General features: G+C 68.6%; 34 protein-coding genes and 1 pseudogene. 14 read left to right on the top strand and 21 right to left on the bottom strand.

Annotated elements, in window-relative coordinates:
* Nucleotides 1-28: 28 nt before the first annotated feature.
* The 4 genes from ACWDKQ_RS22425 to ACWDKQ_RS22410 form a co-directional block, all read right to left on the bottom strand.
* The gene (locus ACWDKQ_RS22425; RefSeq protein WP_450140704.1) at nucleotides 29-685 is read right to left on the bottom strand and encodes a GOLPH3/VPS74 family protein; all 657 of its coding nucleotides are present in this window, start codon (nucleotides 683-685) and stop codon (nucleotides 29-31) included.
* A gap of 10 nt (nucleotides 686-695) precedes the next feature.
* Complete coding sequence (locus ACWDKQ_RS22420; RefSeq protein ID WP_450140703.1) at nucleotides 696-1,343, bottom strand: GOLPH3/VPS74 family protein; 648 nt, start codon at nucleotides 1,341-1,343, stop codon at nucleotides 696-698.
* Between the two features lie 28 nt (nucleotides 1,344-1,371).
* Nucleotides 1,372-1,617, bottom strand: coding sequence for a hypothetical protein (locus tag ACWDKQ_RS22415; RefSeq protein WP_450140702.1), 246 nt, complete (start codon nucleotides 1,615-1,617; stop codon nucleotides 1,372-1,374).
* 69 nt (nucleotides 1,618-1,686) lie between these two features.
* Nucleotides 1,687-2,346, bottom strand: a complete 660-nt coding sequence (locus ACWDKQ_RS22410; protein WP_450140701.1) for a GOLPH3/VPS74 family protein — start codon at nucleotides 2,344-2,346, stop codon at nucleotides 1,687-1,689.
* 37 nt (nucleotides 2,347-2,383) lie between these two features.
* On the opposite strand from ACWDKQ_RS22410, the gene ACWDKQ_RS22405 reads away from it, so the two are divergent.
* The 4 genes from ACWDKQ_RS22405 to ACWDKQ_RS22390 all read left to right on the top strand — a co-directional run bounded on the left by ACWDKQ_RS22405 (nucleotide 2,384) and on the right by ACWDKQ_RS22390 (nucleotide 6,588).
* Nucleotides 2,384-2,578 carry a hypothetical protein gene (locus ACWDKQ_RS22405; protein ID WP_450140700.1) on the top strand — a complete coding sequence of 65 codons (195 nt, stop codon included), beginning with the start codon at nucleotides 2,384-2,386 and terminating at the stop codon, nucleotides 2,576-2,578.
* 214 nt (nucleotides 2,579-2,792) lie between these two features.
* A complete protein-coding gene (pdhA, locus tag ACWDKQ_RS22400) occupies nucleotides 2,793-4,010 on the top strand; it encodes a pyruvate dehydrogenase (acetyl-transferring) E1 component subunit alpha (RefSeq protein WP_450140699.1) in 1,218 nt (405 codons plus the stop codon).
* A complete protein-coding gene (locus ACWDKQ_RS22395; RefSeq protein WP_450140698.1) occupies nucleotides 4,010-5,026 on the top strand; it encodes an alpha-ketoacid dehydrogenase subunit beta in 1,017 nt (338 codons plus the stop codon). Before pdhA ends, ACWDKQ_RS22395 begins: the two co-directional genes overlap by 1 nt.
* A 236-nt stretch (nucleotides 5,027-5,262) precedes the next feature.
* Nucleotides 5,263-6,588 (top strand): dihydrolipoamide acetyltransferase family protein, encoded by a 1,326-nt coding sequence (locus ACWDKQ_RS22390; protein ID WP_450140697.1) that lies wholly within the window; start codon nucleotides 5,263-5,265, stop codon nucleotides 6,586-6,588.
* Nucleotides 6,589-6,660: 72 nt separating this feature from the next.
* Here the strand turns inward: ACWDKQ_RS22390 and ACWDKQ_RS22385 are convergent, their stop codons facing one another.
* The 4 genes from ACWDKQ_RS22385 to ACWDKQ_RS22370 form a co-directional block, all read right to left on the bottom strand.
* On the bottom strand, nucleotides 6,661-7,131 hold the full coding sequence (locus tag ACWDKQ_RS22385; RefSeq protein ID WP_450140696.1) for a pyridoxamine 5'-phosphate oxidase family protein: 471 nt from the start codon (nucleotides 7,129-7,131) through the stop codon (nucleotides 6,661-6,663).
* A 41-nt stretch (nucleotides 7,132-7,172) separates the two neighbouring features.
* The gene (locus ACWDKQ_RS22380) at nucleotides 7,173-7,409 is read right to left on the bottom strand and encodes a hypothetical protein (RefSeq protein WP_450140695.1); all 237 of its coding nucleotides are present in this window, start codon (nucleotides 7,407-7,409) and stop codon (nucleotides 7,173-7,175) included.
* A 1,158-nt stretch (nucleotides 7,410-8,567) separates the two neighbouring features.
* Nucleotides 8,568-8,774 carry a DUF397 domain-containing protein gene (locus ACWDKQ_RS22375; protein ID WP_450140694.1) on the bottom strand — a complete coding sequence of 69 codons (207 nt, stop codon included), beginning with the start codon at nucleotides 8,772-8,774 and terminating at the stop codon, nucleotides 8,568-8,570.
* Between the two features lie 10 nt (nucleotides 8,775-8,784).
* Entirely contained in the window at nucleotides 8,785-9,600 is an 816-nt protein-coding gene (locus ACWDKQ_RS22370) for a helix-turn-helix domain-containing protein (protein WP_450140693.1), read from the bottom strand.
* Between the two features lie 402 nt (nucleotides 9,601-10,002).
* On the opposite strand from ACWDKQ_RS22370, the gene ACWDKQ_RS22365 reads away from it, so the two are divergent.
* From ACWDKQ_RS22365 to ACWDKQ_RS22350, 4 genes are all read left to right on the top strand, one after another.
* On the top strand, nucleotides 10,003-10,275 hold the full coding sequence (locus ACWDKQ_RS22365) for a zinc finger protein (RefSeq protein WP_450140692.1): 273 nt from the start codon (nucleotides 10,003-10,005) through the stop codon (nucleotides 10,273-10,275).
* Nucleotides 10,272-10,703 carry a hypothetical protein gene (locus ACWDKQ_RS22360; protein WP_450140691.1) on the top strand — a complete coding sequence of 144 codons (432 nt, stop codon included), beginning with the start codon at nucleotides 10,272-10,274 and terminating at the stop codon, nucleotides 10,701-10,703. Before ACWDKQ_RS22365 ends, ACWDKQ_RS22360 begins: the two co-directional genes overlap by 4 nt.
* Nucleotides 10,700-11,035, top strand: coding sequence for a hypothetical protein (locus ACWDKQ_RS22355; protein ID WP_450140690.1), 336 nt, complete (start codon nucleotides 10,700-10,702; stop codon nucleotides 11,033-11,035). Before ACWDKQ_RS22360 ends, ACWDKQ_RS22355 begins: the two co-directional genes overlap by 4 nt.
* 122 nt (nucleotides 11,036-11,157) lie before the next feature.
* Nucleotides 11,158-11,400 (top strand): hypothetical protein, encoded by a 243-nt coding sequence (locus tag ACWDKQ_RS22350; RefSeq protein WP_450140689.1) that lies wholly within the window; start codon nucleotides 11,158-11,160, stop codon nucleotides 11,398-11,400.
* Between the two features lie 87 nt (nucleotides 11,401-11,487).
* Here ACWDKQ_RS22350 and ACWDKQ_RS22345 read toward each other — a convergent pair whose 3' ends face one another.
* The 6 genes from ACWDKQ_RS22345 to ACWDKQ_RS22320 form a co-directional block, all read right to left on the bottom strand.
* Nucleotides 11,488-12,780 (bottom strand): hypothetical protein, encoded by a 1,293-nt coding sequence (locus ACWDKQ_RS22345; protein WP_450140688.1) that lies wholly within the window; start codon nucleotides 12,778-12,780, stop codon nucleotides 11,488-11,490.
* Between the two features lie 23 nt (nucleotides 12,781-12,803).
* Nucleotides 12,804-13,373, bottom strand: coding sequence for a DUF3558 domain-containing protein (locus tag ACWDKQ_RS22340; RefSeq protein WP_450140687.1), 570 nt, complete (start codon nucleotides 13,371-13,373; stop codon nucleotides 12,804-12,806).
* Nucleotides 13,370-13,699, bottom strand: coding sequence for a hypothetical protein (locus ACWDKQ_RS22335; protein ID WP_450140686.1), 330 nt, complete (start codon nucleotides 13,697-13,699; stop codon nucleotides 13,370-13,372). The genes ACWDKQ_RS22340 and ACWDKQ_RS22335 overlap by 4 nt, the downstream gene beginning before the upstream one ends.
* Nucleotides 13,700-13,805: 106 nt before the next feature.
* Nucleotides 13,806-14,636: an ESX secretion-associated protein EspG gene (locus ACWDKQ_RS22330; protein WP_450140685.1), complete on the bottom strand. Its 831-nt coding sequence runs from the start codon at nucleotides 14,634-14,636 to the stop codon at nucleotides 13,806-13,808.
* 360 nt (nucleotides 14,637-14,996) lie between these two features.
* Nucleotides 14,997-15,353, bottom strand: coding sequence for a hypothetical protein (locus tag ACWDKQ_RS22325; protein ID WP_450140684.1), 357 nt, complete (start codon nucleotides 15,351-15,353; stop codon nucleotides 14,997-14,999).
* Nucleotides 15,354-15,497 carry a hypothetical protein gene (locus tag ACWDKQ_RS22320; RefSeq protein ID WP_450140683.1) on the bottom strand — a complete coding sequence of 48 codons (144 nt, stop codon included), beginning with the start codon at nucleotides 15,495-15,497 and terminating at the stop codon, nucleotides 15,354-15,356.
* Between ACWDKQ_RS22320 and ACWDKQ_RS22315 the strand changes: the two genes are divergently transcribed.
* Nucleotides 15,496-15,768, top strand: a complete 273-nt coding sequence (locus ACWDKQ_RS22315) for a hypothetical protein (protein ID WP_450140682.1) — start codon at nucleotides 15,496-15,498, stop codon at nucleotides 15,766-15,768. The two genes, ACWDKQ_RS22320 and ACWDKQ_RS22315, sit on opposite strands and share 2 nt — an antisense overlap.
* A 111-nt stretch (nucleotides 15,769-15,879) precedes the next feature.
* On the opposite strand, the gene ACWDKQ_RS22310 is transcribed toward ACWDKQ_RS22315, so the two are convergent.
* Nucleotides 15,880-16,128 (bottom strand): hypothetical protein, encoded by a 249-nt coding sequence (locus ACWDKQ_RS22310; protein WP_450140681.1) that lies wholly within the window; start codon nucleotides 16,126-16,128, stop codon nucleotides 15,880-15,882.
* 11 nt (nucleotides 16,129-16,139) lie between these two features.
* Here ACWDKQ_RS22310 and ACWDKQ_RS22305 point away from each other — a divergent pair, with 11 nt between their 5' ends.
* Nucleotides 16,140-16,637: a hypothetical protein gene (locus ACWDKQ_RS22305; protein ID WP_450140680.1), complete on the top strand. Its 498-nt coding sequence runs from the start codon at nucleotides 16,140-16,142 to the stop codon at nucleotides 16,635-16,637.
* Nucleotides 16,638-16,656: 19 nt separating this feature from the next.
* Here the strand turns inward: ACWDKQ_RS22305 and ACWDKQ_RS22300 are convergent, their stop codons facing one another.
* A complete protein-coding gene (locus ACWDKQ_RS22300; protein WP_450140679.1) occupies nucleotides 16,657-17,865 on the bottom strand; it encodes an acyl-CoA dehydrogenase family protein in 1,209 nt (402 codons plus the stop codon).
* A gap of 64 nt (nucleotides 17,866-17,929) precedes the next feature.
* On the bottom strand, nucleotides 17,930-18,484 hold the full coding sequence (locus ACWDKQ_RS22295; RefSeq protein WP_450140678.1) for an SCP2 sterol-binding domain-containing protein: 555 nt from the start codon (nucleotides 18,482-18,484) through the stop codon (nucleotides 17,930-17,932).
* Nucleotides 18,485-18,606: 122 nt separating this feature from the next.
* On the opposite strand from ACWDKQ_RS22295, the gene ACWDKQ_RS22290 reads away from it, so the two are divergent.
* A complete protein-coding gene (locus ACWDKQ_RS22290) occupies nucleotides 18,607-19,257 on the top strand; it encodes a TetR/AcrR family transcriptional regulator (RefSeq protein WP_450140677.1) in 651 nt (216 codons plus the stop codon).
* An 89-nt stretch (nucleotides 19,258-19,346) separates the two neighbouring features.
* Here ACWDKQ_RS22290 and ACWDKQ_RS22285 read toward each other — a convergent pair whose 3' ends face one another.
* Together ACWDKQ_RS22285 and ACWDKQ_RS22280 are read right to left on the bottom strand one after the other, a co-directional pair.
* Nucleotides 19,347-20,189 (bottom strand): MaoC family dehydratase, encoded by an 843-nt coding sequence (locus tag ACWDKQ_RS22285; RefSeq protein WP_450140676.1) that lies wholly within the window; start codon nucleotides 20,187-20,189, stop codon nucleotides 19,347-19,349.
* A 32-nt stretch (nucleotides 20,190-20,221) separates the two neighbouring features.
* Nucleotides 20,222-21,559, bottom strand: a complete 1,338-nt coding sequence (locus tag ACWDKQ_RS22280; RefSeq protein ID WP_450140675.1) for a 3-oxoacyl-ACP reductase — start codon at nucleotides 21,557-21,559, stop codon at nucleotides 20,222-20,224.
* A 104-nt stretch (nucleotides 21,560-21,663) separates the two neighbouring features.
* On the opposite strand from ACWDKQ_RS22280, the gene ACWDKQ_RS22275 reads away from it, so the two are divergent.
* Complete coding sequence (locus ACWDKQ_RS22275) at nucleotides 21,664-22,941, top strand: acetyl-CoA C-acetyltransferase (RefSeq protein WP_450140674.1); 1,278 nt, start codon at nucleotides 21,664-21,666, stop codon at nucleotides 22,939-22,941.
* A 109-nt stretch (nucleotides 22,942-23,050) separates the two neighbouring features.
* Nucleotides 23,051-23,819: pseudogene (locus ACWDKQ_RS22270) on the top strand (ATP-binding protein); the annotation flags it as partial.
* Here the strand turns inward: ACWDKQ_RS22270 and ACWDKQ_RS22265 are convergent.
* Both ACWDKQ_RS22265 and ACWDKQ_RS22260 read right to left on the bottom strand, forming a co-directional pair.
* Entirely contained in the window at nucleotides 23,806-24,219 is a 414-nt protein-coding gene (locus tag ACWDKQ_RS22265) for a hypothetical protein (protein WP_450140673.1), read from the bottom strand. The pseudogene ACWDKQ_RS22270 and the gene ACWDKQ_RS22265 sit on opposite strands and share 14 nt — an antisense overlap.
* 521 nt (nucleotides 24,220-24,740) lie before the next feature.
* Nucleotides 24,741-24,881, bottom strand: a complete 141-nt coding sequence (locus ACWDKQ_RS22260) for a hypothetical protein (RefSeq protein WP_450140672.1) — start codon at nucleotides 24,879-24,881, stop codon at nucleotides 24,741-24,743.
* A gap of 142 nt (nucleotides 24,882-25,023) precedes the next feature.
* On the opposite strand from ACWDKQ_RS22260, the gene ACWDKQ_RS22255 reads away from it, so the two are divergent.
* The gene (locus tag ACWDKQ_RS22255; protein ID WP_450140671.1) at nucleotides 25,024-25,323 is read left to right on the top strand and encodes a YunG family protein; all 300 of its coding nucleotides are present in this window, start codon (nucleotides 25,024-25,026) and stop codon (nucleotides 25,321-25,323) included.
* Nucleotides 25,324-25,367: the final 44 nt, after the last annotated feature.

Below are 25,367 nucleotides of genomic sequence, written 5' to 3'. Positions count from 1 at the left end.
CCTGGTCGTCGTGGATGTCCGGAACTGCTCAGCAGCCCCCGAGGGGCGTGCAGCTCGCTGGAGTAGCGGGCATGGACAGGGCCATGAAGGGCATGCCCGTCGCGGCGGACCGGTCTTCGATGCGGACCGCCCCGATCGCCCGCCCGATCGGGTCCCGCTGTCCGAAGACCGCCAGCGTCGCCCGGTCTGCCGGGAACGGGATCAGGTCGTCGCCGAGCTCGCCGCCGTGCACGATCCCGGCGAGCGCGACGGTGCGCGGATCCCGCTTCGCCCAGCCGTTGAGCAGGTACCAAAGTCGCGAGAGCACCGAATTGCGGACCTTCGGGTCCGGCACGTAGCGCGTGCTGGCGAACGACCCGCTGGCCGTTTCGGGCCGGAGGAGCCCGCCAGCCATGAGGTGGTGCAGCCACATCTCGTACAGGCGAGCCTGCTCCCTCAAGAAGCTGGTCAGCCGGATCGCCGTGCGCCGCTGGACCAGCTCGCCGAACAGCTGGTCCAGCAGCGGGTGCCGCGTCGCGGCCGGATCGGTGACGAAGGCGTAGCTGCCGTCGATCATGATGCGGCGTTGCAGGGCCAGCTCGCCGATCACGCCTGCGGCGACGGCGAGTCTGGTCGACGAGCCGTAGTCGTGTCCGGCGGCGGTGCGGCCGATCAACATCAGTTCCTCGGGCAGGATCAGTTCCACGATCGAGTCCTCAGCTGCCGGCCGTCGTGGCGGCGGTGGTCGCGGCCGCAGCACCGGCGGCGATCGCGACCGTCGCGGCGGCGACCACGGCTTCAACGGCCTTGCCGAGCTGCTCGCCCTTGCTGATCTCTTTCAAGCGCTTGCGTTCGGCCCGCTCCAGGCCGAGCGATCGGACCAGGCCGGTCGCGTGCACCATCGCCGCGAGCAGCGCCTGCCGGTTGTCGAGTTCGACCTCGTCGCGGGCGACCTTGCGGAGCTCCTCGATCAACGCCTGCCGCGCCGCAGGGTCCGGGATGTACTTGTTGTACGGGATGAACAGAGCCGACTTCTGCTCGCAGCGCATCAAGCCCCGCTCCGCCAGCGCGGCGCAGTGCGCCTTGCGCACGCTGCGCCGGTGCTGGATGAAGCTCGTCGCGGCCACCGGCTTGTTCGCCGCACCGGCCTTCCGCACCAGGAACGCAACGCACTCGTCGAGCCAGTCGATGCCGCTCGGACTGGCGTCGACCACCTGCACCTTCTTGCCGGCGAACTCGACCCGGTGCCGCAGCACGAGCTCACCGAGCTCCGCCGCCCCGGTGTGATCGGACGTCGAGTAGTGCGAGCCGTTGTCCTTCTGGAGCAGCAGTACGAACTCTTCGGGCAGGGTCAGCGCGGTCATGCGCCCCATTCTCCCAACGAAACCGGCTTCACGTGGCTGAATCCGCCAAGTGCAGGTCTTCGTCAGACGCGACCCATAGACGCGACCCATCCGTCGCGAGGAAGCGCATCGCCAGCGGCTTCGCAGGCACGATCTCTTGAGCTTCGAAACGGGCGACCTCGGTCTCCGGCACCTCGGCTGCCTCGGCGAGCTCAGCGGATGTCCAGCCCTGCTCCTGGCGTACCACGCGCACCATGGGCACCAGGGCCTCGGTGTCGTGGGGGTGCTCAGCCATGCGAAGCTCTCCCGGCCGTCCAGCGGTCGAAGACGTCGACCTTATCCGGAACTGGCGGCGACGAACGCCTCATCCGCCCGCAACCACGATCACCGCCGGAACCGCCGTGATGGCCACCAGCGCCGCGGTGACCGCGGTGCCAACGGTGGTGCCCAGGTCCTCGGCTTCGGCGATGGCCTTCAGCCGGGTCCGCTGGGCCCGGTCGAAACCGAGCAGGTAGAGCAGCCCACTGCGGTAGACCAGCGCGCTGAGCAGCGCCAACCGCCCGTCCACCGGCTGCTGTTCGACAGCGACCTCGCGCAGTTCGGTAAGCAGCGCCCCGCGAACGGCACGTTCCGGGTAGTAGCGGTCGTCGGGCAGCACGCCCAGGAACTTCCGGTGCTCGCGCCGCAACAACCCGTGCTCGACCAGCACCATTCGATGCGTCGCGAACGCGCCCGTGCGGCCCTGCAACCACCCGCTCAGCTCGACCGCGCGGTTCGCCCGCCCCACCCGCTGCTGGAGGTCCGCGAGCGACCGGTCCATCCACGGCAGCCCGCTCGAAGCGGTGTCGACCAGGCGCACCGCAGTGCCCACCAGCTCGACGCGGTCCCGCAGGGCCAGCTCGCCGATCTCGGCGGCGGCGGTCGCCGTGTTCGGGTTCGCGCTGACGTAGTACGTCCCGTTGTCCTTGCACATCAGCAGGGCCAACTCGTCGGGCAGCGCAAGCGGGTTCGCGAACTCGGCCACGAGTCCAGTCTGTCCCATTTCCCGGCGGACGGCTGTCGTGAGCTCGGCCCACCTGCTCGTCGACCTCGGCGACGATCCGGTGAAACGATCCAATGCAGCCAACGGGACGATCTCGGCGGCCGGAGGAATGCCCTCGCAATATCGGTACCGCGATGGTCCGCAAAGCATTAGTCGGAGATCCATTAATTCGATGACCTGCGGTTTTCGCCTGATCGGCGGCGAACTACGGTGATCTCGTGGGAAGACGCCGGCCGGGCCGCGGCCGTGCCGAATCCCTGTGGCAGGGCTCACGGAATCGGCCGGTTTCGTGCCAGGATGGCGGGGAGCGATCCAACCGCTCCGGCTGGAGCAATCGGGTGACCTAACAGGTCGCCGGCGCTTCGGTCGGGGTTGTCGGGCCACACCGCCACAAGCGGGTGGACCGGCGCGACACGAGGAGATCACACATGTCCCCCGAGCAATGGACGCGACCCGAAGCCGAAGGCGCCGCTGGTCCCCCTGCCGCTATCGCAGCGAAACCCACAAGGGAGCAGGTGATCGCCGGTTTGCGCGCCACAAGCGAAGGTGGAGCTGACCTAGTTCAGCTACTCACCCCGGAAGGCCAGCGGGTAACACACCCTGACTTCGACATCGACGTCTCCGACGCGCAGCTGCGCGACCTGTACCGGGACATGGTGTTGGTCCGCCGCGCCGACCGGGAGGGCAATGCCCTGCAGCGGCAGGGCCAGCTGGGCATCTGGGTACCGCTGCTCGGCCAGGAAGCCGCCCAGATCGGCGCCGGCCGGGCGATGCAGCCGCAGGACATGGCTTTCCCCAGCTACCGGGAGCACGGCGTCGCCTGGTGCCGCGGCATCGACCCGACCGAGTTGCTGGGCATCTTCCGCGGTACCGACCACGGCAGCTGGGACCCGAACAGCATGCGATTCCACCTCTACACGATCGTCATCGGCAACCAGTGCCTGAACGCCACCGGTTACGCGATGGGCCAGCGCTTCGACGGCAAGGTCGGCGACCCGAACGGCGAGGCCACCATGGTCTTCTTCGGTGACGGCGCCACCAGCCAGGGCGACGTGCACGAGGCCATGGTGTGGGCGGCGGTCTACGACGCCCCGCTGGTGTTCTTCTGCCAGAACAACCAGTGGGCGATCTCCGAGCCGTTGGAACGCCAGACCCGCGTGCCGCTCTACCGCCGCGCCAGCGGGTACGGTTTCCCAGGCATCCGGGTGGACGGCAACGACGTGCTAGCCAGCCTCGCGGTCACCAAGTGGGCGCTGGACGAATGCCGCCAGGGCAACGGGCCAATGCTCATCGAGGCGTTCACCTACCGGATGGACGCGCACACCACCTCCGACGACCCGACCCGCTACCGGCTGGCCGACGAGCAGGAGGCCTGGAAGCTCAAGGACCCGATCGAACGGCTGCGGGTGCACCTGGTCCGCGAACAGATCGCCGACCAGAGCTTCTTCGACGGCATCGACACCGAGGCCGACGAGCTCGCCGCCCGGCTGCGCGACTACTGCTTCAACATGCCCGAACCACCACCGGAGCGGATGTTCTCCGAGGTTTACGCGGAAGACACCCGGCAGTTGGCCGCCCAGCGCGAGGGTTACCTCCAGTACCTGGCCGGATTCGCCGACGAGGCGATGGCAGGAGGTGTGCGCTGATGGCCGCGCCCGCATTGGAGCGCCCGACCGCAACGGCCGGCGCCCAAACCGTCACGATCGCCAAGGCGCTGAACATGAGCCTGCGCGCGTCGCTGGAACGCGACCCGAAGGTCCTCGTTATGGGCGAGGACGTCGGCAAGCTCGGCGGCGTCTTCCGGATCACCGACGGCCTGCAGAAGGACTTCGGCGAGCACCGCGTGCTGGACACCCCGCTGGCGGAGTCCGGCATCATCGGCACCGCGATCGGGCTGGCCATCCGCGGCTACCGGCCGGTGTGCGAGATCCAGTTCGACGGGTTCATCTTCCCCGGCTTCGACCAGATCGTCTCCCAGCTGTCCAAGCTGCACTTCCGCAGCCAGGGCAAGCTGAAGATGCCGGTCGTCGTGCGGGTGCCCTTCGGCGGCGGCATCGGCGCCGTGGAACACCACTCGGAGTCGCCGGAATCGCTGTTCGCGCACGTCGGCGGGCTGAAAGTGGTCTCGTGCTCGAACCCGGTGGACGCCTACTGGATGCTGCAGCAGGCAATCGAGTGCGACGATCCGGTGCTGTTCTTCGAGCCGAAGCGCCGCTACTACGAGAAAGCCGAGCTCGACCCGAGCACGCCGCCGGTCCCGCTGTTCAGCTCGCGCGTGGTGCGCGCGGGTTCGGCGGTGACCGTCGCTGCGTATGGGCCGATGGTGCGGACCTGCCTCGACGCGGCGACCGCCGCCGCCGAGGACGGCCTGGAGCTGGAGGTCATCGACCTGCGCACGCTGTCCCCGCTGGATCTGGACCCGGTGTTCGACTCGGTGCGCCGCACCGGTCGGTTGGTGCTGGTCAGCGAGGCACCCGCGGAGGCTTCTGTCACCTCCGAGATCGCGACCCGGGTGCACCAGGAATGCTTCTACTCGCTGGAAGCACCGGTGCTGCGTGCGACGGGCTTCGACACGCCGTATCCGCCCAGCAAGCTGGAGGAGGGCTACCTGCCCGACCTCGACCGGGTGTTGGACGCGGTCGACCGCTCGCTGGCGTACTGAAAGCCTGGCCTTTCGAACTCGTTTGAGCGGCGGTGCCGGTAGCGGAACCTCAGACGCCGTCTCGTCTGCGGGGTCCCCATTTGCGCAGGTTTCCAATACGCGGCTTCGGGGCTGTCCTCCCCAGACGACGCCTGACAACCCACGGCGGTGCCGGTTGTGAGGGTGGGCCAAGCGCCTTCGGCGCTTCAAAGACAAAACCAACAAAGTTCGCCAACAGGCTCTGAGGGAGTCGTTCGATGGCACTGAAGCACTTCCCGCTGCCCGACGTCGGCGAGGGGCTGACCGAAGCGGAAATCCTCGGCTGGCGCGTCCGGCCCGGTGACGCCGTCACCGTCAACCAAGTGATAGTCGAGATCGAGACGGCCAAGGCGTCCGTCGAGCTGCCCTGCCCGTGGGCCGGCACGGTCCGCGAGCTGCTCGCCGAGCCGGGGCAGACAGTCGAGGTCGGGTCGCCGATCATAGCGATCGACCTCGAAGGATCGGCTGGCGAAGCGGCCCCTGCCGCGGAGTCCGGCAAGATCGGCGAGGAGTCCAACGGCCGCATCGCCACGCTGGTCGGCTACGGCCCGCGAACGGCGAGCGCGAAGCGCCGCCCGCGCAAGGGCCGGGCCGGGGCGCAGCCCGTTGCGGCGCAGGGCGTAGAGGTTCAGGAACCTGCTCCCGAACCGGCCGCAGCAGCTCCCGGGGTGTCGCAGCAGGGCGGCTACGTGCCGCTGGCGAAGCCACCGGTGCGCAAGCTGGCCAGGGACCTCGGGGTGGACCTGCACGCGCTGGCCGGCTCCGGATCCGGCGGTGTGATCACCCGCGCCGACGTGCACTCCGCCGCGGGTGGCGCGGCCGTTCCCGCCACCGCAGCACCGACCGGGCGTCAGCGGCGGGTACCGATCAAGGGCGTCCGCAAGGCGACCGCGCAGGCCATGGTGGACAGCGCGTTCACCGCGCCCCACGTCACCGAGTTCCTCACCATCGACGTCACGCCGATGATGGAGCTGCGGGAGCGCCTGAAGTCGCACCCGGAGCTCCGCGGCGTCAAGATCACGCCGCTGGCGTTCGCGGCGAAGGCCGTGTGCCTCGCCGCCCGCCGCACCCCGGACGTGAACGCCACCTGGGACGAAGCGGCCGGCGACATCGTCTACAAGGACTACGTGAACCTGGGCATCGCGGCGGCCACGCCGCGCGGCCTGGTGGTGCCCAAGGTCCGCGACGCCGACCAGATGTCCCTGAAGGAGCTGGCTGAGGCGCTGGAGCGGCTCGCCACGACCGCGCGGGAGGGCAAGACGACCCCGGCCGAAATGGTGGGCGGCACGATCACGATCACCAACGTCGGCGTGTTCGGCGTCGACACCGGGACGCCGATCCTCAACCCGGGCGAGTCGGCGATCCTCGCGCTCGGCGCGATCCGCGACATGCCGTGGGTGGTGGACGGCCAGGTGGTGCCCCGCAAGGTGTGCCAGCTGGCGCTGAGCTTCGACCACCGGGTCGTGGACGGCCAGCAGGGCTCCCAGTTCCTGGCGGACGTCGGGGCCCTCCTGTCCGACCCCGGCATGGCCATCACCTACTGACCGAGCGCAAGGGCACCTCTGACCGGCCAAGCCGACCGGCCAAGTCGGTTGTAGGTGCCCTCCTTCGGTCGTTCACCGGCGTTTGAAGGTGCGGGCGCCTTCGGCGGGCGTCCAGTGCTGGATGACCAGGTGGGTCTGGTCGTCGGAGACACCCGTCGTCGTCACCTCGGTGACTTCCAGGCGGAAGAGGTGCGAGTCCTCGCTCGGCGGCTTGACCTCTTCGACCCAGGCGCGCCGCTCATCACCGGTGACCTCGATCGCCCGGCCGGCGATCTTCACGTCCGGGCCCGCCATCGAGCCGTCACCGGGATTGGCGTGCAGCGCGAACCGGGGGTCGCGGCGCAGGTCCAGGGCCTTCCTGGAGCCCGGCATCGAACCCAGGGTCAGGTCCGGGCCGCGCCAGCCGACCTCCGTGCCGCTGACCCGTGGCGAACCGTCCCGGCGCAGGGTGGCCAGCACGTGGTGCTTGGCAGCCTCCAGCTGCGCCCGGGCGGTCTTCGCCAGTTCGGGGGCCTGTTCAGCGAATTCCAGCCACGTCGTCATGCGCGCCATCGTGACAGGCGTCACCGGCAGCGCATGTCAGATCAGTCGCCCTTGCGCCGCCGCCCGCCGCGCCGGGACCTGCTGCCCGCCGATGCCGCGACCGGCTCGACCGCCTCCGCTGATTCGGCCGCCGCCGACGACTTCTGCTCGTCGTACTCGCGGAGGAAGTCGAACGCGTGCTGGTCGAAGTCGTGGATGTCGAGCTCGGGCAGCTCGCCGAGCTCCTTGTTCAGTTCCCGGAAGATCGGTGTCTCCAGGTCAGGGGTGGTCTTCTTCACCGCTTCGCCCTCCCGTTCACTCTCGAAGCTGTGGCCGGGCCACCGTGAGCGGCGTCGTCGCCCACCACGTCCCGTTCCGAGCCCTCCCCGCGGCGCTCGCCCGGCGCGGTGTCGGGCACCGCAGGGCGCCCATCCCCACGTGGGCGTGACGCGCGTCGGAGCGGATGATGACTTCGCCGCCGCCGACGTTCATTCGTTCGGACCAACGATAATGGTGCACCTGCCGAGTTGCGGTGGTGCAGGGACCCACGAAATCGTGCACCTTCTAACATTGACCTGAGCGAGGTTTGTGCAAATCCGCACCGTGGCGAGCGCCACGCGGCGAATCCGGGCCAAACATGGTCGACCGTGCATCCCGGGCGGCCCGGTGAAGGGTGAATTCGGGATCCTCGCGGCGGCTGGGCGGCGGGCACGGCGCGCCGAGATCGGCGTCCAGGCGGATAAGCCGGTACCACGGTCGGCCTAGCCCGCACCCCCGATCGAGTCTCGTTGCGAGGTCCGCGACCACGGCCCGCGACGGCTGCCGCCGCCGGGATTGACCCGCCTGATCGGACTATCCGGGCGGCATCGGGCGCGAGGTGGCACTGACCATCGAAGCGTCGGGGCGCCGAGCCCCGTCGAAGGGGAACACGATCACGGGAAACCGCGTCGGGCGGGCTGCCGTCGCTGCCGCGCTCGCGGATCCGTGGGGCGTCGGCACGACGGTCGACTTGCAGTGATCCCCGGTGTAGCGGGCCGGAACCCTCCCCCGGCCCGCGCCACCCCCTCGGTGGACTTAGCGGAGCTGGCCGAGGATCTGGCTGCGGGTGCCCCACCGGCCCTGGATGGCTGGCTCAGGCGATGTGGCGCCCCGAGATGGCCCTGGCCACCACAAGTTGCTGGATCTGCTCGGTGCCTTCGAAGATGTCGTAGATCTACGGATCGGAACAGTGCCACCTGCGGCAAGATCCTTAATTGGGCTTCTGGCCAGCTAAAATCACGTTTGGCGTAGTTGGTCGTCATTGAACGTGAGGGACCCTGCGACGGAACAGAGCCGGAACAGGAACAGGACCGGAGCATGAACCCAGCTGCGGATCTGCCGCGAGTTAGCGATCACTCGCCGTAACGACAGCGCCCCACCTCGGATCAGCTCCGAGATGGGCGCTGTACTGACTCGCGTCAGAGGTCGAAGTGGCCGGCCTTGAGGCCGGGAAGGAAGGCCTCCCACGTGGAGCGGTCGAACACCAGGGTTCCGCCATCGCGGTCTTTGGTGTCGCGAACCCCAACCACCTCGGTCGCAAGCCCCACCTCGACACAGTTGTTAGCGCCGCCGCTGCTGCGGCTGCTCTTGCGCCAGGACACCTGGGCCAGGTCCAGGTTTTTCATCGTTCACCACTCATGACAGTCGAGCTATCGCTGCGTCAAGCGCGGCAAGTGTCTCACGTTCACTCAATGCGGCGACCCCGAGACGAGAGAACACCAGCTCGTACACGTCGGTGTGCGCTCGCTTGTCCCAGAAATCGGAGCTCGTCAGGTCTTCGAGATAGACATACGTGGCGCCCACGTCGTAGAGATCCAAGAGCGTGAATCCCGTCCCCAAAGCCGCGTGCTCTCCAGCAGCAAAGGACAGCACTTGCAGCGTCACGTTCGGGAGTGACGCGACGTCCTTCAGATGCCGAAGTTGTTCCTGGAGTACATCCGGGCCACCAACCTGCCGATACAGCGCCGCTTCACCGAAGATGACGTGAATTTCCGGCGCGTTCTCACGGGTCAAGAGCTCATGCCGCTTGATCCGGTTGCCCACTGTCCGATCGATCTCCGCGGGCGCTACGACTACGGACGTGGCTATCACAGCTTTGGCGTATCGCTCGGTCTGCAGCAGCCCACTGACAAGCTCGGCGTCATAAACGCGGAGCCGGTCCGCGTCGGATTCCATCCCGATGTAGCCACGAGCCCAGTCCGGGACCTTGCCGTACGACCCGCGCTTGCGAGCCTCCTGGCCGAGCTTGCGGACGCGCTCCGCCGTCTCCTCCGACGCCTCGAACAGGTCGAGGAGGTTGTTCACCTCATCGGCCGCGACAGTTGCCTGCCCCTGTTCGATGCGGCTGACCTTCGTGGCGTGCCACCCGAACCGGTCGGCAAGGTCCTCGCGGGACAACCCGACGTTGTCGCGTAGGGCACGCAGCTCCCGACCGAGCTGAACGCGCAACACCTTCGGACTCCGGGACTGTTTACCGGCCATCCACGACACCGTCCTCTCCACATGCTTCAGGAGTTGTCGATCAGTCTGCACGAGCGATGCGGCCTTCAATGTGAGTGACCCTTTCGGCGGAACAGCAAGTCGCAGTGCGACTTATATAGTGACCTGCACAGACAGTGATGCTATACACAGCACGAGTTGTTTCTGTGCAAGTTCGAGCCCCGTGGGGTGCGAGGAACGGAGGTGCCGGATGGCAGTTGCGATCGCTGCCAGAGCGCAGGCGCCGCAAGCTCAACGAGACTCCGCCGTGACGCAACGAGTTGCCACCACTCGCTCGGCGCACGGCGGTACCGCGGGACCGGTGGAGATCGCTGCGTTGACCACCGGTCCCGCACCTTCGAAGGCGGTGGGGTGATGTACCGCCCGCACCCCTTTTCCTGGGTCCCTGCCGCCGGTCAACGGCACGCGGCAACTGATCAGAGGCCAGCAGGAGGATGGCCAGACGGTACGGCCGTCACGGCCTTGTGCGATCGGCGCATTCAGCCGGAATCCGGGGAACTGGCGTGGCTCTGGCCGACGTGCCCGGAGTGCAACAAGGCGGCCCACGTGCTCGCGGGCATCCCGATGCCGGTTGCCCAGACGCCAGAGCAAGGGCGTCGGCGAGTTCTGGAAGGCCAGAAGAAGTGAGCCGCACCGAGGTTGACGAACTGCTGAGCGCGCTGCGGCGTCAGGGCGGGGTGCTCTACGTGTTCGGCCCGAAGGACGGCCCCGAACTGTTGGCCCACGTGTTCCAGTGGCCGACATGCGCTGACGTCGTGATTCTCCGCGGTGAGGACGACGCGACCGCCTACCGCACCCCGACCTTGACCGACACCGACGTGTTCGCCCCCGTGCTGGTGTCCTGGCAGTACCACTCCACAGCCGTATGGACCCTCCGGGCTGCGCTCACGCTTCCGCAGCCCGGACACGTTCATGCCCCGATCGCGGTGCTGCGGCCGGACCCGCTGTGCTTCCTACCCGCCGACATCGGCCGGCCGATCACGATCCGCCCCACCTCACTCACCGGGCAAGCGCACCTTGCGCGGCCGGTCCTCACGGAAAGGGCACAAGCATGATCACCATGGTCATAACGGCAGTAGCTTTCGCGCTCGCGGCCCTGATTTGGTGTGCAAATCGCTACTTCTCCCGTTCACAGCACGGCGGAAGCGGTGAAGGTGCGCTGACGGTCCAGTTCCTGATCGAGCGCATTGAGACCGAGACCAGCAGCGGCCGTCACCAGCTGCGTCTCCCGCGAACGATCCGCGGGGACTTGGCCGACGCGCTCGCCGTCGAGCAGCCCCAGGGCCTGCCAGTGCCGCGAACAGCATCCCCCGCGTTCGCTGCCGACTTCGCCACGCCATCCGACGACCTACTGCAGTGCGTCCTCGCCGGGCTGCGACGCCTGTAGCTCCGGATCGGATGCCGTGACCCCCGACTGGCGTCCGGACCGGGCGGGTGGGAGGTGCCTTGCCCCCGAGGCATCTCCCACCCGCAACCACCTTGCCCTCTTCGGTCACATAGGAGTGTGTTGTGCCAGCAGATCAGTCCGCTGCGGACATTCCCGCCGGGCGCTGGGTCGCGTTCGGCTACCAGAACCACGTCCTGCCCATACCCACCGACGGTGCGCCCCGGGCTGGCACGAAGGTGGAGGCGCTGTGCGGCGTACTCGTTCTGGCTGGTGAGGAGTCCGATCCAGACGATCGACCGGTGTGCGCGTGGTGTTCCGGTGAGGTGCGCGACGGGCACGTCCGCATCGTGCCGTCGTCCAGCTGAAACAGGAACTGGCCGCGGAATTATCGGAGGGGGAACCGAGAATCCCGCGGCCAGCAGCACGGAGAAGCTATAGAGGGTGCGGCGGTGCTACTTCTTCTCCGGCGGTCGAGGCGGCAGACCGGGCTCGTTGCCCCAGTCACCGAACACCGGCGGTGCGGTCTTGGGTAGGCCGAGGTCGTCGAACAGCTCGGAGGTCTCCTCGACGTACTTATTCTCGTGGTCCTTGTCCTCCTCGCCTTCACCCCGGCCGCGCCCGGCCGCACCGGCTGCGCCGCCGGGTCCACTTGGGCCGCCGCGCGCCGCTGCTCCACCGGCGGTCGTGGCGTTGCCGACTCCAGGCACGCCGGAGCCGGACCGTCCGCCACCACCGAGCGAGCCAGCACCGGGGCCGCCACCGCGAACACCCGGACCGGGACCAGGCGTGGTTCCCCGGCCCGTGCCAGATCCCACGCCGGAGCCGGTTCGGCCGCCGGTCCCCGGTGCTGGCGTGCCGGTGCCCGAGCCGCTGGGCGGGATCACCGCGCCACCGACGAATCCGCCACCGGGCGCAGGCGTCGGGGCCACCGTGCCCGGCAACGGTGCGCCGCCGGCCGCGGGCGGTGTGGTCCATGCCGAACCGGACTCGGCTGGGGTCTGCGGTGCCGGATTGAGCGGTGAATGCTCCGTCGGTGTCGGCGTGAACGGCGTCGGGGCGGTCGAGGTGTGCGGGACCTGCCGTTGGTCGCTGGTCGTGGCGTTGGTCGAGGTGTAGCCGGTGCTGGGCTGGTCGACCTTGCTCACCGGTGTGGTGGCCGCCGGGGTGACGTCGGCGTCGAACCTCGGTGGCGGGTCGAAATGCTGCACCGCGCTGGCCCGGCCGTTGCTGTCCTTGGTGTAGGACGCGTACTGCTCCCTGGCTTCGGTGTCGACCTTGGCGTGGATCTCCTCGTGCGCGGCCCGCACGCCGGTCTTGGTTCCGTAGGAGATCGGGTTGACGTAGTCGGTCCAGCCGATGTTGTCCGGCGGCACCTGGTGCGGCGGCGGGAACCGGTTCTTGAAGTCCGCCGAGCCCTGGGCCTGCTGCTCGATTGCAGCCCCAACCTGCGAAGCGACCTCGACCGACTGCCGGGTGTCCTGCGCCAGCGGCGTCACCGCTTCCTTGGCCTGTTCCCCGGCCGCGCCTTCCATGACGACGTCGAACTTCTTGAGCACCTGGTCCAGATCCGCGTCGGCTTCACCGAACGTGGCGCTGACCCGCTCCCGCCAGCTCGCCGCCGCCCGCGACGCCGCGGCCACCCCAGGCCCGGTCTCGACGTCCCCGTAGATCTTCGGGTGGTCGAATGCCGCCTGGGCTTTCCCTGGCACCTCCCGAGTACCGAACAACCAGCCGAACAACTCCATGAGATCCCCTCAGTGTCCCGTTCTCACGCCGGAGGCAGGTTCTCCAGCACCATGCCTGCGATCTTGTCCGCCATCCCGCACGGGTACTCCGGATTTCCCCGCCCTTCGGAACCGATCTGGTAGTTGACCAGGAACAGTTCCGTGTCAGACGTCCCGACGTATGTTCCGCACGAACCGCTGGTCTCGCCGATGTGGACCGCCGGATAACCGGAGACGTTCCCGTCCGGCTTCCCGCTGTCCCCTGCGGTCTTCGCCATCCACTTGATCCCCTGCCCCTGCACCGTGTCGGGAGCGACTTCCAGGGTGAGCAGCTGGCTGGTCCACTTGCAGGTTCCTTGCCCCCATTCGGCCTGTCCAGGTTCAGGCTGACCTGCGCCGAGCTGGCCGATCTGGTCCTGGTTCAGCAGCTGGCAGGGATCGGAGACAGCCGCGAGGTTCTTGGGCTTCTCGATGTGGAACGGGTCGTTCGCCGCGGCGCTCGTCTCCGGGCTGGGGGTGGGTTCTGGTGTTCCCGGGGTTGCGCAGCTGGCCAGTCCGAGGGCGATCGCGCTGGTTGCGATGATCAGGGTGGTGCGGGTGGTCTGCACGGTCATGCCATCCGGTTCTCGTCGTCGATGCGCTTGTGCTCGTCGAGCGCCTTCTGCACAGCGGCCTTGAAGCCGTCGATCCATTCGATCTTGCCCTGCGCGCTGTCGTACAGGCTTCCCTCGCCGCCCTGCGCGCGTTCCCCGAGCTTCTTGAACACCTCGACCGTCACGTCATCGCCGAACGGCGGCATGATGTTCGCCAACCGGTTCGCTTCGAACTGCGCCGCCACGTACTTCTCCCGTACGCGGTCGAGCTCGGCGAGGAGCTCGGGCGCGCGATCGAGGTCGACGCGAATCGTTTGGCGACCGTTGACACTGGCCGGCTCACTCACTGCCTGATCTCCCCTTGTCGTCGTTCCAGCGGCCCCGGGCGTGATCGTGGCACAGGCCGTCGGCACCGTGGCGAAAGTTGAGCGGAACTACTCACATCGCCGCAATTCACAGGCCCCTCAACAGCTCATCGCGGTAGGACCGGAGCGCCGCGGCCACCGTGCTGTTGCTGGCCGGAGTGAGCAGGGTCTGCTCACCGGCAGGCGGCTGCGGGATCCGGGCAACCCGCCCGGACGGGCTGTGGTGCGCCGTGATCGTCCACGGCGCCAGCCGGGGTGTGCCGTTGGGCTCGCGGACCCCGATGTCGAACTGCCCGGTGACCCGATCGCCGAGCTTCGACAGCGCGCCGACCATCTTGGCGTCCGCGGCCGGGATGCCGGCCTGGCCGAGCTCGTAGGCGATCCAGTCACCCTGATCAGCCTTGTGGTTCTCCGCTTCGTCTCCGGCTGCCTCCAGCACCGCCGTCGGCAGCCGCACGCCGCGCCCCGCCGCTGGGCCGACGTCGGGCAGGCTCGCCACCAGGACTTGCTCGGCGGCATCACGGCGGACCTCATCGACCCACACCCGCTCACCACGGAACATCAAGCGAAACGCCAACCCCGGGGTGGACGTCACCATTACCCGCGTCTCGTCCTCGTCAGGAGCCGCCAGGTAGAGGTAGCCGAACGACCGGCCGTAGACCAGGGCCGACACGATCTCGTACCACTTGTCATCCAGCTGGCCGTTTCCGCCGATCCAACCCCTGGACCGCGCACCGTCCGTGGCCGCCTGCAGGGTCGCCTGCGGATCTTCAGGCTGGGTGAGGCCGCTGTTGCGCGCGAACACGAACGCCGGGATGTCGAACTTGCGCTGCGCTTCCCCCGCGGAGACCAGACCAGCCTCGTGCCGGGCCTTCTCGTGGCGCACGATCGCGCCGAACTCCCAGAAACTGCACTCCACCCTCGACCCCTGCGCGGTTCCACATTGGACATTTGGGCCGATCGGCCGAACGGCAGCATATCGACACCAGGTGCAGATGACTGAGGAACCGGCTCGGTGAAGGGAGTCTCACTCAGATGGTCTAGTCAACACCAAAACAGCAGACAGAGACCCCACATCGAGCGCTCAAGGCGTTCTCATCTGGCAAGCCGAATCCGGCTGAATCGCCGCCAGTTTGCATACCTCACGGCTACCATGCGGCGGGAAGTGATCAAGCGAGAAGCTGCCGTTGGCCGAGCCGTCGACGGGACTCGAAGGACGACATGACCGCGGACCAGGCGGCGGGCACGATCGTGCGCAACCAGGCGGTGAGCTGGTCGCTCATGCAGCAGCCTCCCGCCCGGCGAGACGCTGTGCCAGCTCGGTGACGATCGCGTCGGCCTGGTCCTGGTTGTCCGCACCGAGCGCGGTGCGCACGGCGTCGGCGACGACCGGGCCGACGAGTTCGACCAGTGCGGGGCGCAGTGCGTCGGCGACGGCCGCCGGGTCAACGCCCTGGATGTTGGCCAGTGCGGCGCGGATCGCGACGGCGTGTCCGAGGGTCTGGTTGGACCAGCTCCCGGTGTCGAACCACAGGTTGGCGGCGTTGTTCTTGTTCTTGTCGTTGGGGATGTGGGACTGCTGAAGTCTCAGGATCGTGCCGTGCAGTTCAGCCAGGCGCCGGTCAATGTTGTCCATTCAGGACTTGACCGTCTGCTGGTTGCCTGCCCAGTCCTTGAATCCGTCGTTGAAGCTCACGGTTTCGATTCCTCCTGGTGCGGTGAGAGCTGTTGTTGGGGCGCCGGTCATGGTGCGGGCGAGGTCAGCCCGGAACTTCGCCATGTCGAGCGTCTTGCCGGGCGCGAATCCGGGATCCCACTTGCCGGTGACGGCTGGTTTCGGCGTGGGCGCGGGCGGATTCAGCGCCCCGGCCGAGGTGGCGCAGGACGGCGGCATTGGCGCGCACCGCGGCCTCGTACTGCTGCGGGGATGGCGGGGTGGTGCCCGCGAGTCCCACTCCCCTGGCCTGACCGGATCCTGCGACCTCTACGACGCCGACCCGGCTGCCGTCGTCGACCACAAGGTGGTCGGACCCACGTCGATGAAGGAGTAAAAGCGCACGACCCGCCGCCCGCGTACCGGGTGCAGGCCCACCTCTACGGACTCGTCTACACCCGTCTCGGCCTGCCGGGCGTTCTGGATCTCGCGGTCGCGGACGAGGCGATCAAGAAGAACCGGTGAAATCCTCGGTGATCCAGCGCCCGTCGGCAGGCGGCGAGAAGGTCGAGGTGTGGGACGACGGCACGATTGGCGGGCTCTTCGGCGGGCATGCGGATCTTTTCAAGCGTTGCCCATCCTTGGGGCAGCGTGCGGCCTGCGTCAGGGCGAATTGTTCCGTCTCGCACTGGAAGACTTCGACTTCGACGAACAGGTCATCAGGGTGCGGCGGCAGGTCAAGAAGCTCGGCAAGCACTTCGTGTTCGGTTGCCGAAGAACGACCGCGAGCGCATCGTCCCGATGCCGACGTGGGCAGCGCAAGCGGTCCGCGTCCACGTGACGAAGTACCCGGCGCGGCCCTACTCGCTGCCCTTGGAGAAGCCGGACGGCAAGCTCCGCACCGTCAACCTGTTGTTCCGCTGGACCGACGATCAGCACATCAAGGCACGCAGCTACGACGAGCTGGTGTGGAAGCCAGCCTTGGTCAAGGCCGAGGTCATCCCGCCGCCGGTGAAGGACAACCGGGGCCGGAAACGATACGTAACGGACCGGAAGTCCGGCTTGCACGCGCTGCGGCACTTCTACGCGAGTGTGACGCTCGCGGATGGCGTGAACATCAAGGAGTTGGCCGAGTACCTCGGCCACCACGATCCGGGCTTCACGTTGCGGACGTACGCGCACATGTTGCCGTCGTCGCACGAGCGAGCCCGGCGGGCGATCGATGCCCGGATGTTCCGCCCGCGGGCCGTCGCGGACGGAACATAGACGGAACAGCCGCCAAGTCTCAGGCGATGTGGCGCCCCGAAATCGCCCTGGCCACCACAAGTTGCTGGATCTGCTCGGTGCCTTCGAAGATGTCGTAGATCTTGGCGTCCCGGTGCATCCGTTCCACCGGGAACTCCCGGGTGTAGCCGTTGCCGCCGAGGATCTGGATCGCCCGTTCGGTCGCCCAGGTCGCCACCCGGCCAGCCTTGAGCTTCGACATCGAGCCCTCGCCCGCGGTGAAGCCGCCGTTTCGGCCCAGCCACGCCGCCCGCCACACCAGCAGCCGAGCGGCGTCGATCTCCATCCGCATGTCGGCCAGGGTGAACGCGATCGACTGGTTCTCGATGATCGGCCGCCCGAAGGTCTCCCGCTGCTGCGCGTACTCCAGGGCGGTCTCGTAGGCAGCCCGCGCGATGCCGATGGCCTGCGCGCCGACGGTCGGGCGGGACAGCTCGAAGGTCTTCATCGCAGCCTGCGCGCCGGCCTTGCCGCCCTCGCGGGCGCGGGCCAGCCGTTCGTCCAGCTTCTCCTTGCCACCCAGCAGGCAGTTGCCCGGCACCCGCACGTCGTCCAGGAACACGTCGGCGGTGTGCGAGGCGCGCAGCCCGTGTTTGCGGATCTTGCTCGGCGACTCCAGGCCCTTGGTGCCCGGCGGCACCACGAACGCGGCCTGGCCTCGGGAGCCCAGCTCGGGGTCGACGACCGCTTGCACGACGTGCACGTTCGCTATCCCGCCGTTGGTCGCCCACGCCTTCTGGCCGTTGAGCACCCACTCGTCGGTGGCCTCGTCGTACACCGCGCGGGTGCGCATCGCCGCGACGTCGGAACCGGCGCCGGGCTCCGACGAACAGAACGCCGCGACCTTCGGGTCGCCCGCGTCGCCGTAGCACTGCGGCACCCACTCGGCCAGCTGGTCGGGCGTGCCTGCGGCGAAGATCCCGGCGACGGCGAGGGTGGTGCCGAAGATCGCCATCCCGATGCCGCCATCGCCCCAGAACAGCTCCTCGTTGGCGATCGGCAGCGACAGACCGGTGTCGTCGGCCCAGAACGTGGCCAGCGTTTCGAAGCCGTAGAGCCCGATCTTCGCAGCCTCCTGGATGATCGGCCAGGGGGTTTCCTCGCGCTCGTCCCATTCGCGCGCGGCGGGGCGGACGGTCTGCTCGGCGAAGCCGTGCACCCAGTCGCGCAGCTCCTGCTGTTCCTCGCTCAGCTCCAGGGAGAAAGTCATCGCAGTCCTGTCAGTGATCGTCGTTGATGCGCGCCGCAGCGCGAAACCGGTTCGCCGAACAAGCTCAGGCTTTAGGGATTTGGAAGAGCTTCGTCAGTCCTGCGGCGAAGCCGAGGTCGCCGGCGACCTTGCGCTTGCCCTTCGTGAACAGCATGGGCGCCGAGGCGTTGCCGGAGGCCAGCTTCAGGAATTCGGCAGGGCGAGTCGTGATCGTCACCCTGAGCTCGTGCTGCGAGTCCTTGCTTACGGTGCACTTGCCGTCGGCCAGCACGCACTCGTAGCGCAGCAGGCCGTCGTCGCTGCTGATGCGCCACCGCACCACGGCCTCGGTCGAGCTCGCTTTCTCGGACTTGTAGTGCTCACCCATCCGCCGGAACACCTCGTCGAGGATGCGTTCGCGCAGTTCCGGGCGGTCCATCACGGCTTCGAGCTGCTCGTCGGAGGCGCGTGAGATCAGCCGCGCGAACTGCTCCGGTTGCAGCGCGCTCACGTTCACCGGGGCGCCGCTGCCGGTGATCTCGGAGGCGGCTTCGAGCAGCGCGACGAACTCCTCCTTGCCGATCTTCTTGGGGTCGACCTCGCCCAGAGCCGCGATCGAGTCGATCTCGTGTCGGGGCATCGATGCAACCTCCATTTACCTACTCGTGAGTAAGACTACGATCGAGTAGGTACGAAGGCAAGCGGGCGCAACCGATCTGCTCTGATCTAGCCTGGCCGGAAAAGACCAGCGTAAGAGGTGAGATGGTCGATCGTCAGGGCAACGGCCGCCCCCGGCCGCGGCGCCTGCCGCGGGCGGTTCGCGAGCGGCAGATCCTGGACGCCGCGGTCGAGGTGTTTGCCGCGCACGGCTTCCACACCGCGTCGATGGACGAGATCTCCGAGGTCGCGGGCATCTCCAAGCCGATGCTCTACGCCTACCTGGGCGCCAAGGACGAGCTGTTCGTCGCGTGCATCCGGCGCGAGGCCGCCCGGCTGATCGAGGCGATCAGCGTGGCGGTGGAAGCCGGGTTGAGCCCGGCCGAGCAGCTGTGGCGCGGCCTGCGGGTGTTCTTCGAGTACGTCGGCCGCAACCAGGCGGGCTGGGCGGTGCTGCACCGGCAGGTCAACCAGGGTGAACCTTTCGTCTCGGAGCTGGTGGCGTGGCGGCAGCGGGCCTCGAGCGTGATCGCCGCGCTCCTGGCGCAGGCAACCGAGGAGTCGGCGCAGCCGATGCAGCCCGAGCAGACCGAGCCGTTCGCGGTGGCCCTGGTCGGGGCTGCCGAGTCGCTGGTGGAGTGGTGGTTCCAGCACCTCGAGCACACCGCCGACGGGATGGCGATGCGCCTGATGAACATGGTCTGGATGGGCTTCAGCGATCTCGTCGAAGGCCGCTCCTGGGCCCCGGACCAGTGACCGTCCGCAATTTCCATTGAAACGTGGAAGTTGTCCATCGCCTTCGACGCCGAAGTACCGCGATTTCAATTGATTGCGGTGACTTCGGGTCAGCGCACGGAGCCCAGCAGGTGGGGCTTGCCGGAGCGGGAGTGCAGCGCGAATCCCCAGCCGGTGTCCTGCCGGCGCATCGTGAAGTCCACCGTGGACGGCAGCAGCAGCGGCTTGCGGAACTCGACGTCCACTTCGTACGCGTCCGGCAGTCGCTCGGCGAACGCCGCCAGGCAGCGGGCCTTCGACCACATGCCGTGCGCGATCGCACGCGGGAAGCCGAACGCCTTGGCCGCCAACGGGTGCAGGTGGATCGGGTTGCGGTCACCGGAAACGGCCGCGTACCGCCGCCCGGTGCCGCCGGGCACCCGCAAGGTCGCCGTCGGCTCCCCGGCCGCGCCGAGCCCCCGCGGCTCCGACGTCTCTCCGCACTGCTCGCCGGCGGCTGCGCCGCGGCGCAGGTAGGTGCTGACCTCCCGCCACACCACCTCGCCGCCTGCGGCGGTCTCGGTGATCACGTCGAACTGCCGGCCCTTCGGGTGCTGGCGGAGGTCGGCGACGCCGACCCGCTGCGTCAGCGCCTCGCTCGCCAGCAGCGGGCGCTCCTGCCGGATCCTGTTGGCCACGTGCACCAGCCCGACCAGTGGGAACGGGAAACCTGGGTCCGTCATCAGCTGCACCGAAAGCGGGAAGGACAGCACGTGCGGGTAGGTGATCGGCAGTTCGTCGCGCAGCCCGAACCCGCACACGCGGTTGTACTCGGCGAGCTGGTCGCGGTCGATCTCGATGTCGCGCCGCAAGTACTCGGTGTCCGGCAGCCGGTCGCCGCGTCGGGTCGGTCCGGTGGCGACGGCCTTGAGGTACAGCGAGGAAAGCTTCGGCGCAGTGCTTAGTTCCGGCATCGCGGACTCCGTTCCGTCGGGATCGCAACTGGTCAGGCGCCCAGCAGGCTCTGGCCGCAGACGCGGACGACGTTGCCGTTCACGCCGGCCGACGAAGGGTTGGCGAACCAGGCGATGGTCTCCGCGACGTCCACCGGCAGGCCGCCCTGGGACAGGCTGTTCATCCGCCGCCCGGCCTCGCGCACGAACAGCGGGATGGCCGCGGTCATCTTGGTCTCGATGAAGCCGGGCGCGACCGCGTTGATGGTGGCCCCGCGACCTGCGGCGGCCCCGGCGGTGGACTGCACGTGCCCGATCACCCCGGCCTTGGACGCCGCGTAGTTGGCCTGCCCGACGTTGCCCGCGATGCCGCTGATCGAGGCGACGCCGATGATCCGCCCACCGGGCCGCATCGGGGAGTCCTCGGCGAGCAAGCGCTCGTTGATCCGCTCCTGCGCGGTCAGGTTCACCGCGAGCACCGCGTCCCACTGTTGCGGGGTCATCCGGCCGATCGTCTTGTCGCGGGTGATCCCGGCGTTGTGCACGACGATGTCGAGGCCGTCGTGGCGCTGTGCGAAGTGTTCGGCGATCCGGTCGACGGCGTTTTCGGCGGTGATGTCCAGCTGCAGCGTCGAACCGCCGATGCGGTTGGCGACCTCGGCGAGGTCGCCGCCCTGCGCGGGCACGTCGAGGCACACCACGTGGGCGCCGTCGCGCGCGAGGGTCTCCGCGATGGCTTCGCCGATGCCCCGCGATGCGCCGGTGACCAGGGCGATCTTGCCGCGCAGCGGGCTTTCCCAGGCCAGGTCGGGGACTTCGGCCGGGCCGACCCGGACCACCTGGCCGGACACGTACGCGGACTTCGCGGAGAGCAGGAACCGCAGCGTGGAGCCGAGCGCGTTTTCGGCGCCTTCGGCGACGTAGACCAGTTGCGCGGTCGCGCCGCGCTTGAGTTCCTTTCCGGCGGTGCGCACGAAACCCTCAAGCGCGCGTTGCGCGGTGTGCGCGCGTGGGTCCTGGTGAGCCTCGGGCGGGGTGCCGAGCACGATCACCCGACCGCAGCGGTCGGTCTGCCGGATCGTCGGGCCGAAGAACTCGTACAGCTCGCGCAGCTGCTCGCTGCTGCCGATGCCGGTCGCGTCGAAGACCAGCGCCGAATAGCGTTCGCCCTCGACGGGTGTGCGGTGGACCTGGGCCCTGACGTCCTGGAGGGTGGCCGCGACCGCGTCACCGAGCCGACCGCCGGGGGCGGCACCCACCAGCACGGGGCCGCTCACCGCAGGATCGCCGGGGCGGTGGCGCCGCAGCGGCGTCGGCTGGGGCAGGCCGAGCCGCTTGGCGACCTGCCGCCCGATCGGGGACAGGGTGAACTGCTGGTACCGGTCGGTCATTGGACACTCCCGCGGGTCTGGGGCGCGAAGTTCGCTCGACGTCCAACCTACCCACGGGTAGGTTGGGGTGCCAGAGAGCACCACATCAACTAGGGAGTCAGGCCATGGCCACCGTTGGGCGAGTAGCGATAATCGGCGGCAACCGGATTCCGTTCGCCCGGTCCGGCGGCCCCTACGCCCGCGCTTCCAACCAGGACATGCTCACCGCGGCCCTCGACGGGTTGATCGCGCGGTTCGGGCTGCAGGGCGAACTACTCGGCGAGTTCGTCGCCGGCGCCGTGCTCAAACACAGCCGCGACTTCAACCTGGCGCGCGAGACCGTTCTGGGCTCCCGTCTCGACCCCCGCACCCCCGCCCACGACGTGCAGATGGCCTGCGCGACGGGGCTAGAAAGCGTGGTGTCGGTGGCGAACAAGATCGCCCTCGGCCAGGTCGACGTCGGCATCGCCAGCGGCGTCGACTCGGCCAGCGACGCGCCGATCGCGGTCAACGACGACCTGCGCCGCGCCCTGCTGCGGGCCAACCACGCCAAGTCCGCGGCCGCGCGGCTGAAGGCGCTGACCGGAGTCCGGCCACAGCACCTCGTGCCCGAGATCCCCCGCAACGCTGAACCCCGCACCGGGCTATCCATGGGCGAGCACGCGGCGAAGACCGCGCTGGCCTGGGAAATCGGCCGCGAGGAGCAGGACGAGCTGGCCGCGCGCAGCCACCAGCGGCTCGCCGCCGCCTACGACCGCGGCTTCTTCGACGACCTGATCACGTCGTACCTCGGCCAGGCGCGCGACCAGACCCTGCGAGCGGACAGCTCGGTGGAGAAGCTCGCCAAGCTGAAGCCGGTGTTCGGCCGCGGCGAGGGCGCGACCATGACGGCGGGCAATTCGACGCCGCTGACCGACGGCGCCTCCACCGTGTTGCTGGCCAGCGAGCAGTGGGCCGCGCAGCGGCGGCTGCCGGTGCTGGCCTACCTCGGCGGCGTGGTGTCCGGCGCGGTCGACCACGTCAGCGGCGACGAAGGCCTGCTGATGGCCCCGGCCTACGCGGTGCCGAAGCTGCTCGACCGGGTCGGCCTGGGGCTGGGCGACTTCGACTTCTACGAGGTGCACGAGGCGTTCGCCTCGCAGGTGCTGGCGACCCTGAAGGCCTGGCAGGACCCGGAGTTCTGCAAGGACCGGCTCGGCCGCGACGAGCCGGTGGGTGAGATCGACCCGGCAAAGCTCAACGTCAACGGCTCGTCCCTGGCGGCTGGCCACCCCTTCGCGGCGACGGGCGGCCGCATCGTCGCAACCCTGGCGAAGCTGCTCGCGGAGAAGGGCTCCGGCCGGGGCCTGATCTCCATTTGCGCGGCGGGCGGCCAGGGCATGACGGCCATCCTCGAACGCTGACCGGCCGCAGGCCCGCAAGAGTTCCGTTTCAGCCGTTGAGGTGCCCGAGGCCGCCCACCACGGCCAGCTCGGCAGGATTGCGATCGACGCCGACCGCCCCCAGCGCTTCGCGGTTCGGCACCGCGCCCCGGACCGCGTCGAGGAGGTGCTCGCTGTCCTGAAGGCGTTCGCGCTGAAGGCAAATCCGGACGGGGCCAAGCTCCGGGACCGCTGGCAACCGGGCACCGACGTGGCCGCCGCCCATGGCGGGGCCGACTCCGGGGACATCGAGATCGAGCTGGTCGAGCTGTTCACCGAGGTCGCCGAGCTGGCCGCGGATGTCGGCACCGGCATCGCTGCTGATCGACGAGATGCGGCGAGCAAGTTCTCCTTTGAGCGGATGTTCCGCTACGTGCGGATCGACCCGGCTAGCCCGCTCGGACGCCGACCACGCCGTCGTCGCCCCCATCGAGCGCGAGGAGGCCGAGATCTCCCTGTCAGCCCTGGACGCCCTGTTCACGATCTCCGGCGGCTACCCGTACTTCGTGCAGGCCTACGGCAGGGCGACCTGGGACGCGGCGGTGCGCGAGGAGATCAGCGACGAGGACATGCGGCTGGCGGAACCGGAGGCGGAGACGGAGATCGCGGTCGGCTTCTTCGGCTCCCGCTACGAGCGGGCCACGCCCGCCGAGCGCGAATACCTGCGCGCGATGGCGGAGCTCGTCGAGGGGCGCGACGAGCCCGCGCCGACGCGTCCATCGCGGAGCACCTGGGGCGCCGCCCGTTCTCGCTGTCCCGGCGCGCGACAGCCTGATCAAGAAGGGCCTGTTGTACTCGGGCGAACGCGGTCTGATCACACCGTGCCGCACTTCGGCCGCTACCTGCTCACGCAGGAATAGCCGGGAAGAACCGGTTGGCGGTCGGCCGGAACATCGTAACCGGCGCGCCGATCACGGCGACCACGTGCAGCGGGCGCACCAGGACGAAGGCGAGCTCCCAGGCGTCGGCGGATGCGAGAGCCCGCCGCCGCACCGAGACGAGTGCGCTCCCGACCATGCTCAGCATCCCGAGCCCGCCGAGCAGCGCGGTCAACGCGATGCGCGCCCAGGTCCGGCCGATGCGGAGCTGGAGGACGAGAACGGCGAGCGCGGCGTAGATGAGCATCCGGATGCCGGCCTGCACCAGCAGCGGACCGGCCGGTGCTTGGAAGACGCGGAGCAGGGTTTCGACCGCGCCTGCTCCAACGGCGATCAGCCAGGGCAGGATCGAGTTGCGGACTGCGACCGGCGGTAGGGGCATGGCACGCCTTTTCCGAGAAGTGATCACCTCGGAGGTCACTGCATCGATAAGCCCAGCTCATCCGGCGTTCTACCGGAGATTTCCCCTCGTTGTCGCCCGGGCCCTACAGGCTTCTAGTGTTGTCTAGCGCAATCGCTCGACGTGCATGTAGATACCGATGGGGTCGCTGATTCAGGTCGACTTCGAGGTGACCTAAGACACATGTGGACGCGCGTGTAACGAGAAGCCGTCGGACGTCGATATGCAGGATGACCCCGCGGTGCTGTCGGACCCCCGACCTGGCAGCATCGCGGGGCTTTCCAATTCCGGCGTGCCTGCCGGATCGGGCACTTCGCCCACCCACACTTGATAACCCGACGGCCCGGGCGTTATTCCCGGGTGCGCCGGTGACCCGTCAAATGCGTGAAAGGAGTCTCGGGTGCAAACCGCCATCGTCCTGATCGGAGCACTGGTACCCACCTTGGCGGCGACCGCCTACTACGTCCGAGACCGAGACAGCCGCTGATCACCCGCACCACGGCTCACGGCCGCGGCAGCACCGCGAGTTGAGCCATGCCCTCTAGCAGTGCCGGCTCGGGGTTGCCGCTCAGCGCAGCCGCTTCGGCGCGCACGAACAGCGTCCTCGTCACGCGCGACTTGTAGTGCTCGCCGGTGAACGACACGCCTGCACGGCCAGGACGCTGTTCCCAGTTCGCACCGGCAAGGCTTCGAGCCTGTTCAAGCGCACCTGGACATCGCACGCTGGGTCAAGGGTGAGCCGGCCGATCACACACCGGTAAACCCGCAGGACGTGATGCTCGCTGGGTGATCGACTTCGGCGAGATGTGCGCAGGCGATCCCGCAATCGATCTTCAGCCGCTAGCCAACGATCTCTTTGGTGGCGACCTCATGCGAGGCAATGTTCACCGCGATGGCGAATGGGCCGATTACCACTGGTGGAACCGCGTCGGCGACGGCCTAGAACTAGACCTCACCCGAGAACAGTTCGCCTCCAACGAGCTCGTCGGCCACGGCGAACCCGCCTCTCGCCCGACCGGCCGTACCCGCCTCGACACGGAGTACGAAACCCTCCGAAAACGAGTTCTGAAGCACCTTAAGCGCTAGCCCTGCAACTACGCCGCGCGCCCGTGTGCAACGGGCGCGCGACG

The sequence above is a fragment of the Saccharopolyspora sp. NPDC000995 genome, assembly GCF_053599315.1.
The sequence above is the reverse complement of the archived record's forward strand: the minus strand, read 5'-3'. Positions and strand labels throughout refer to the sequence as shown.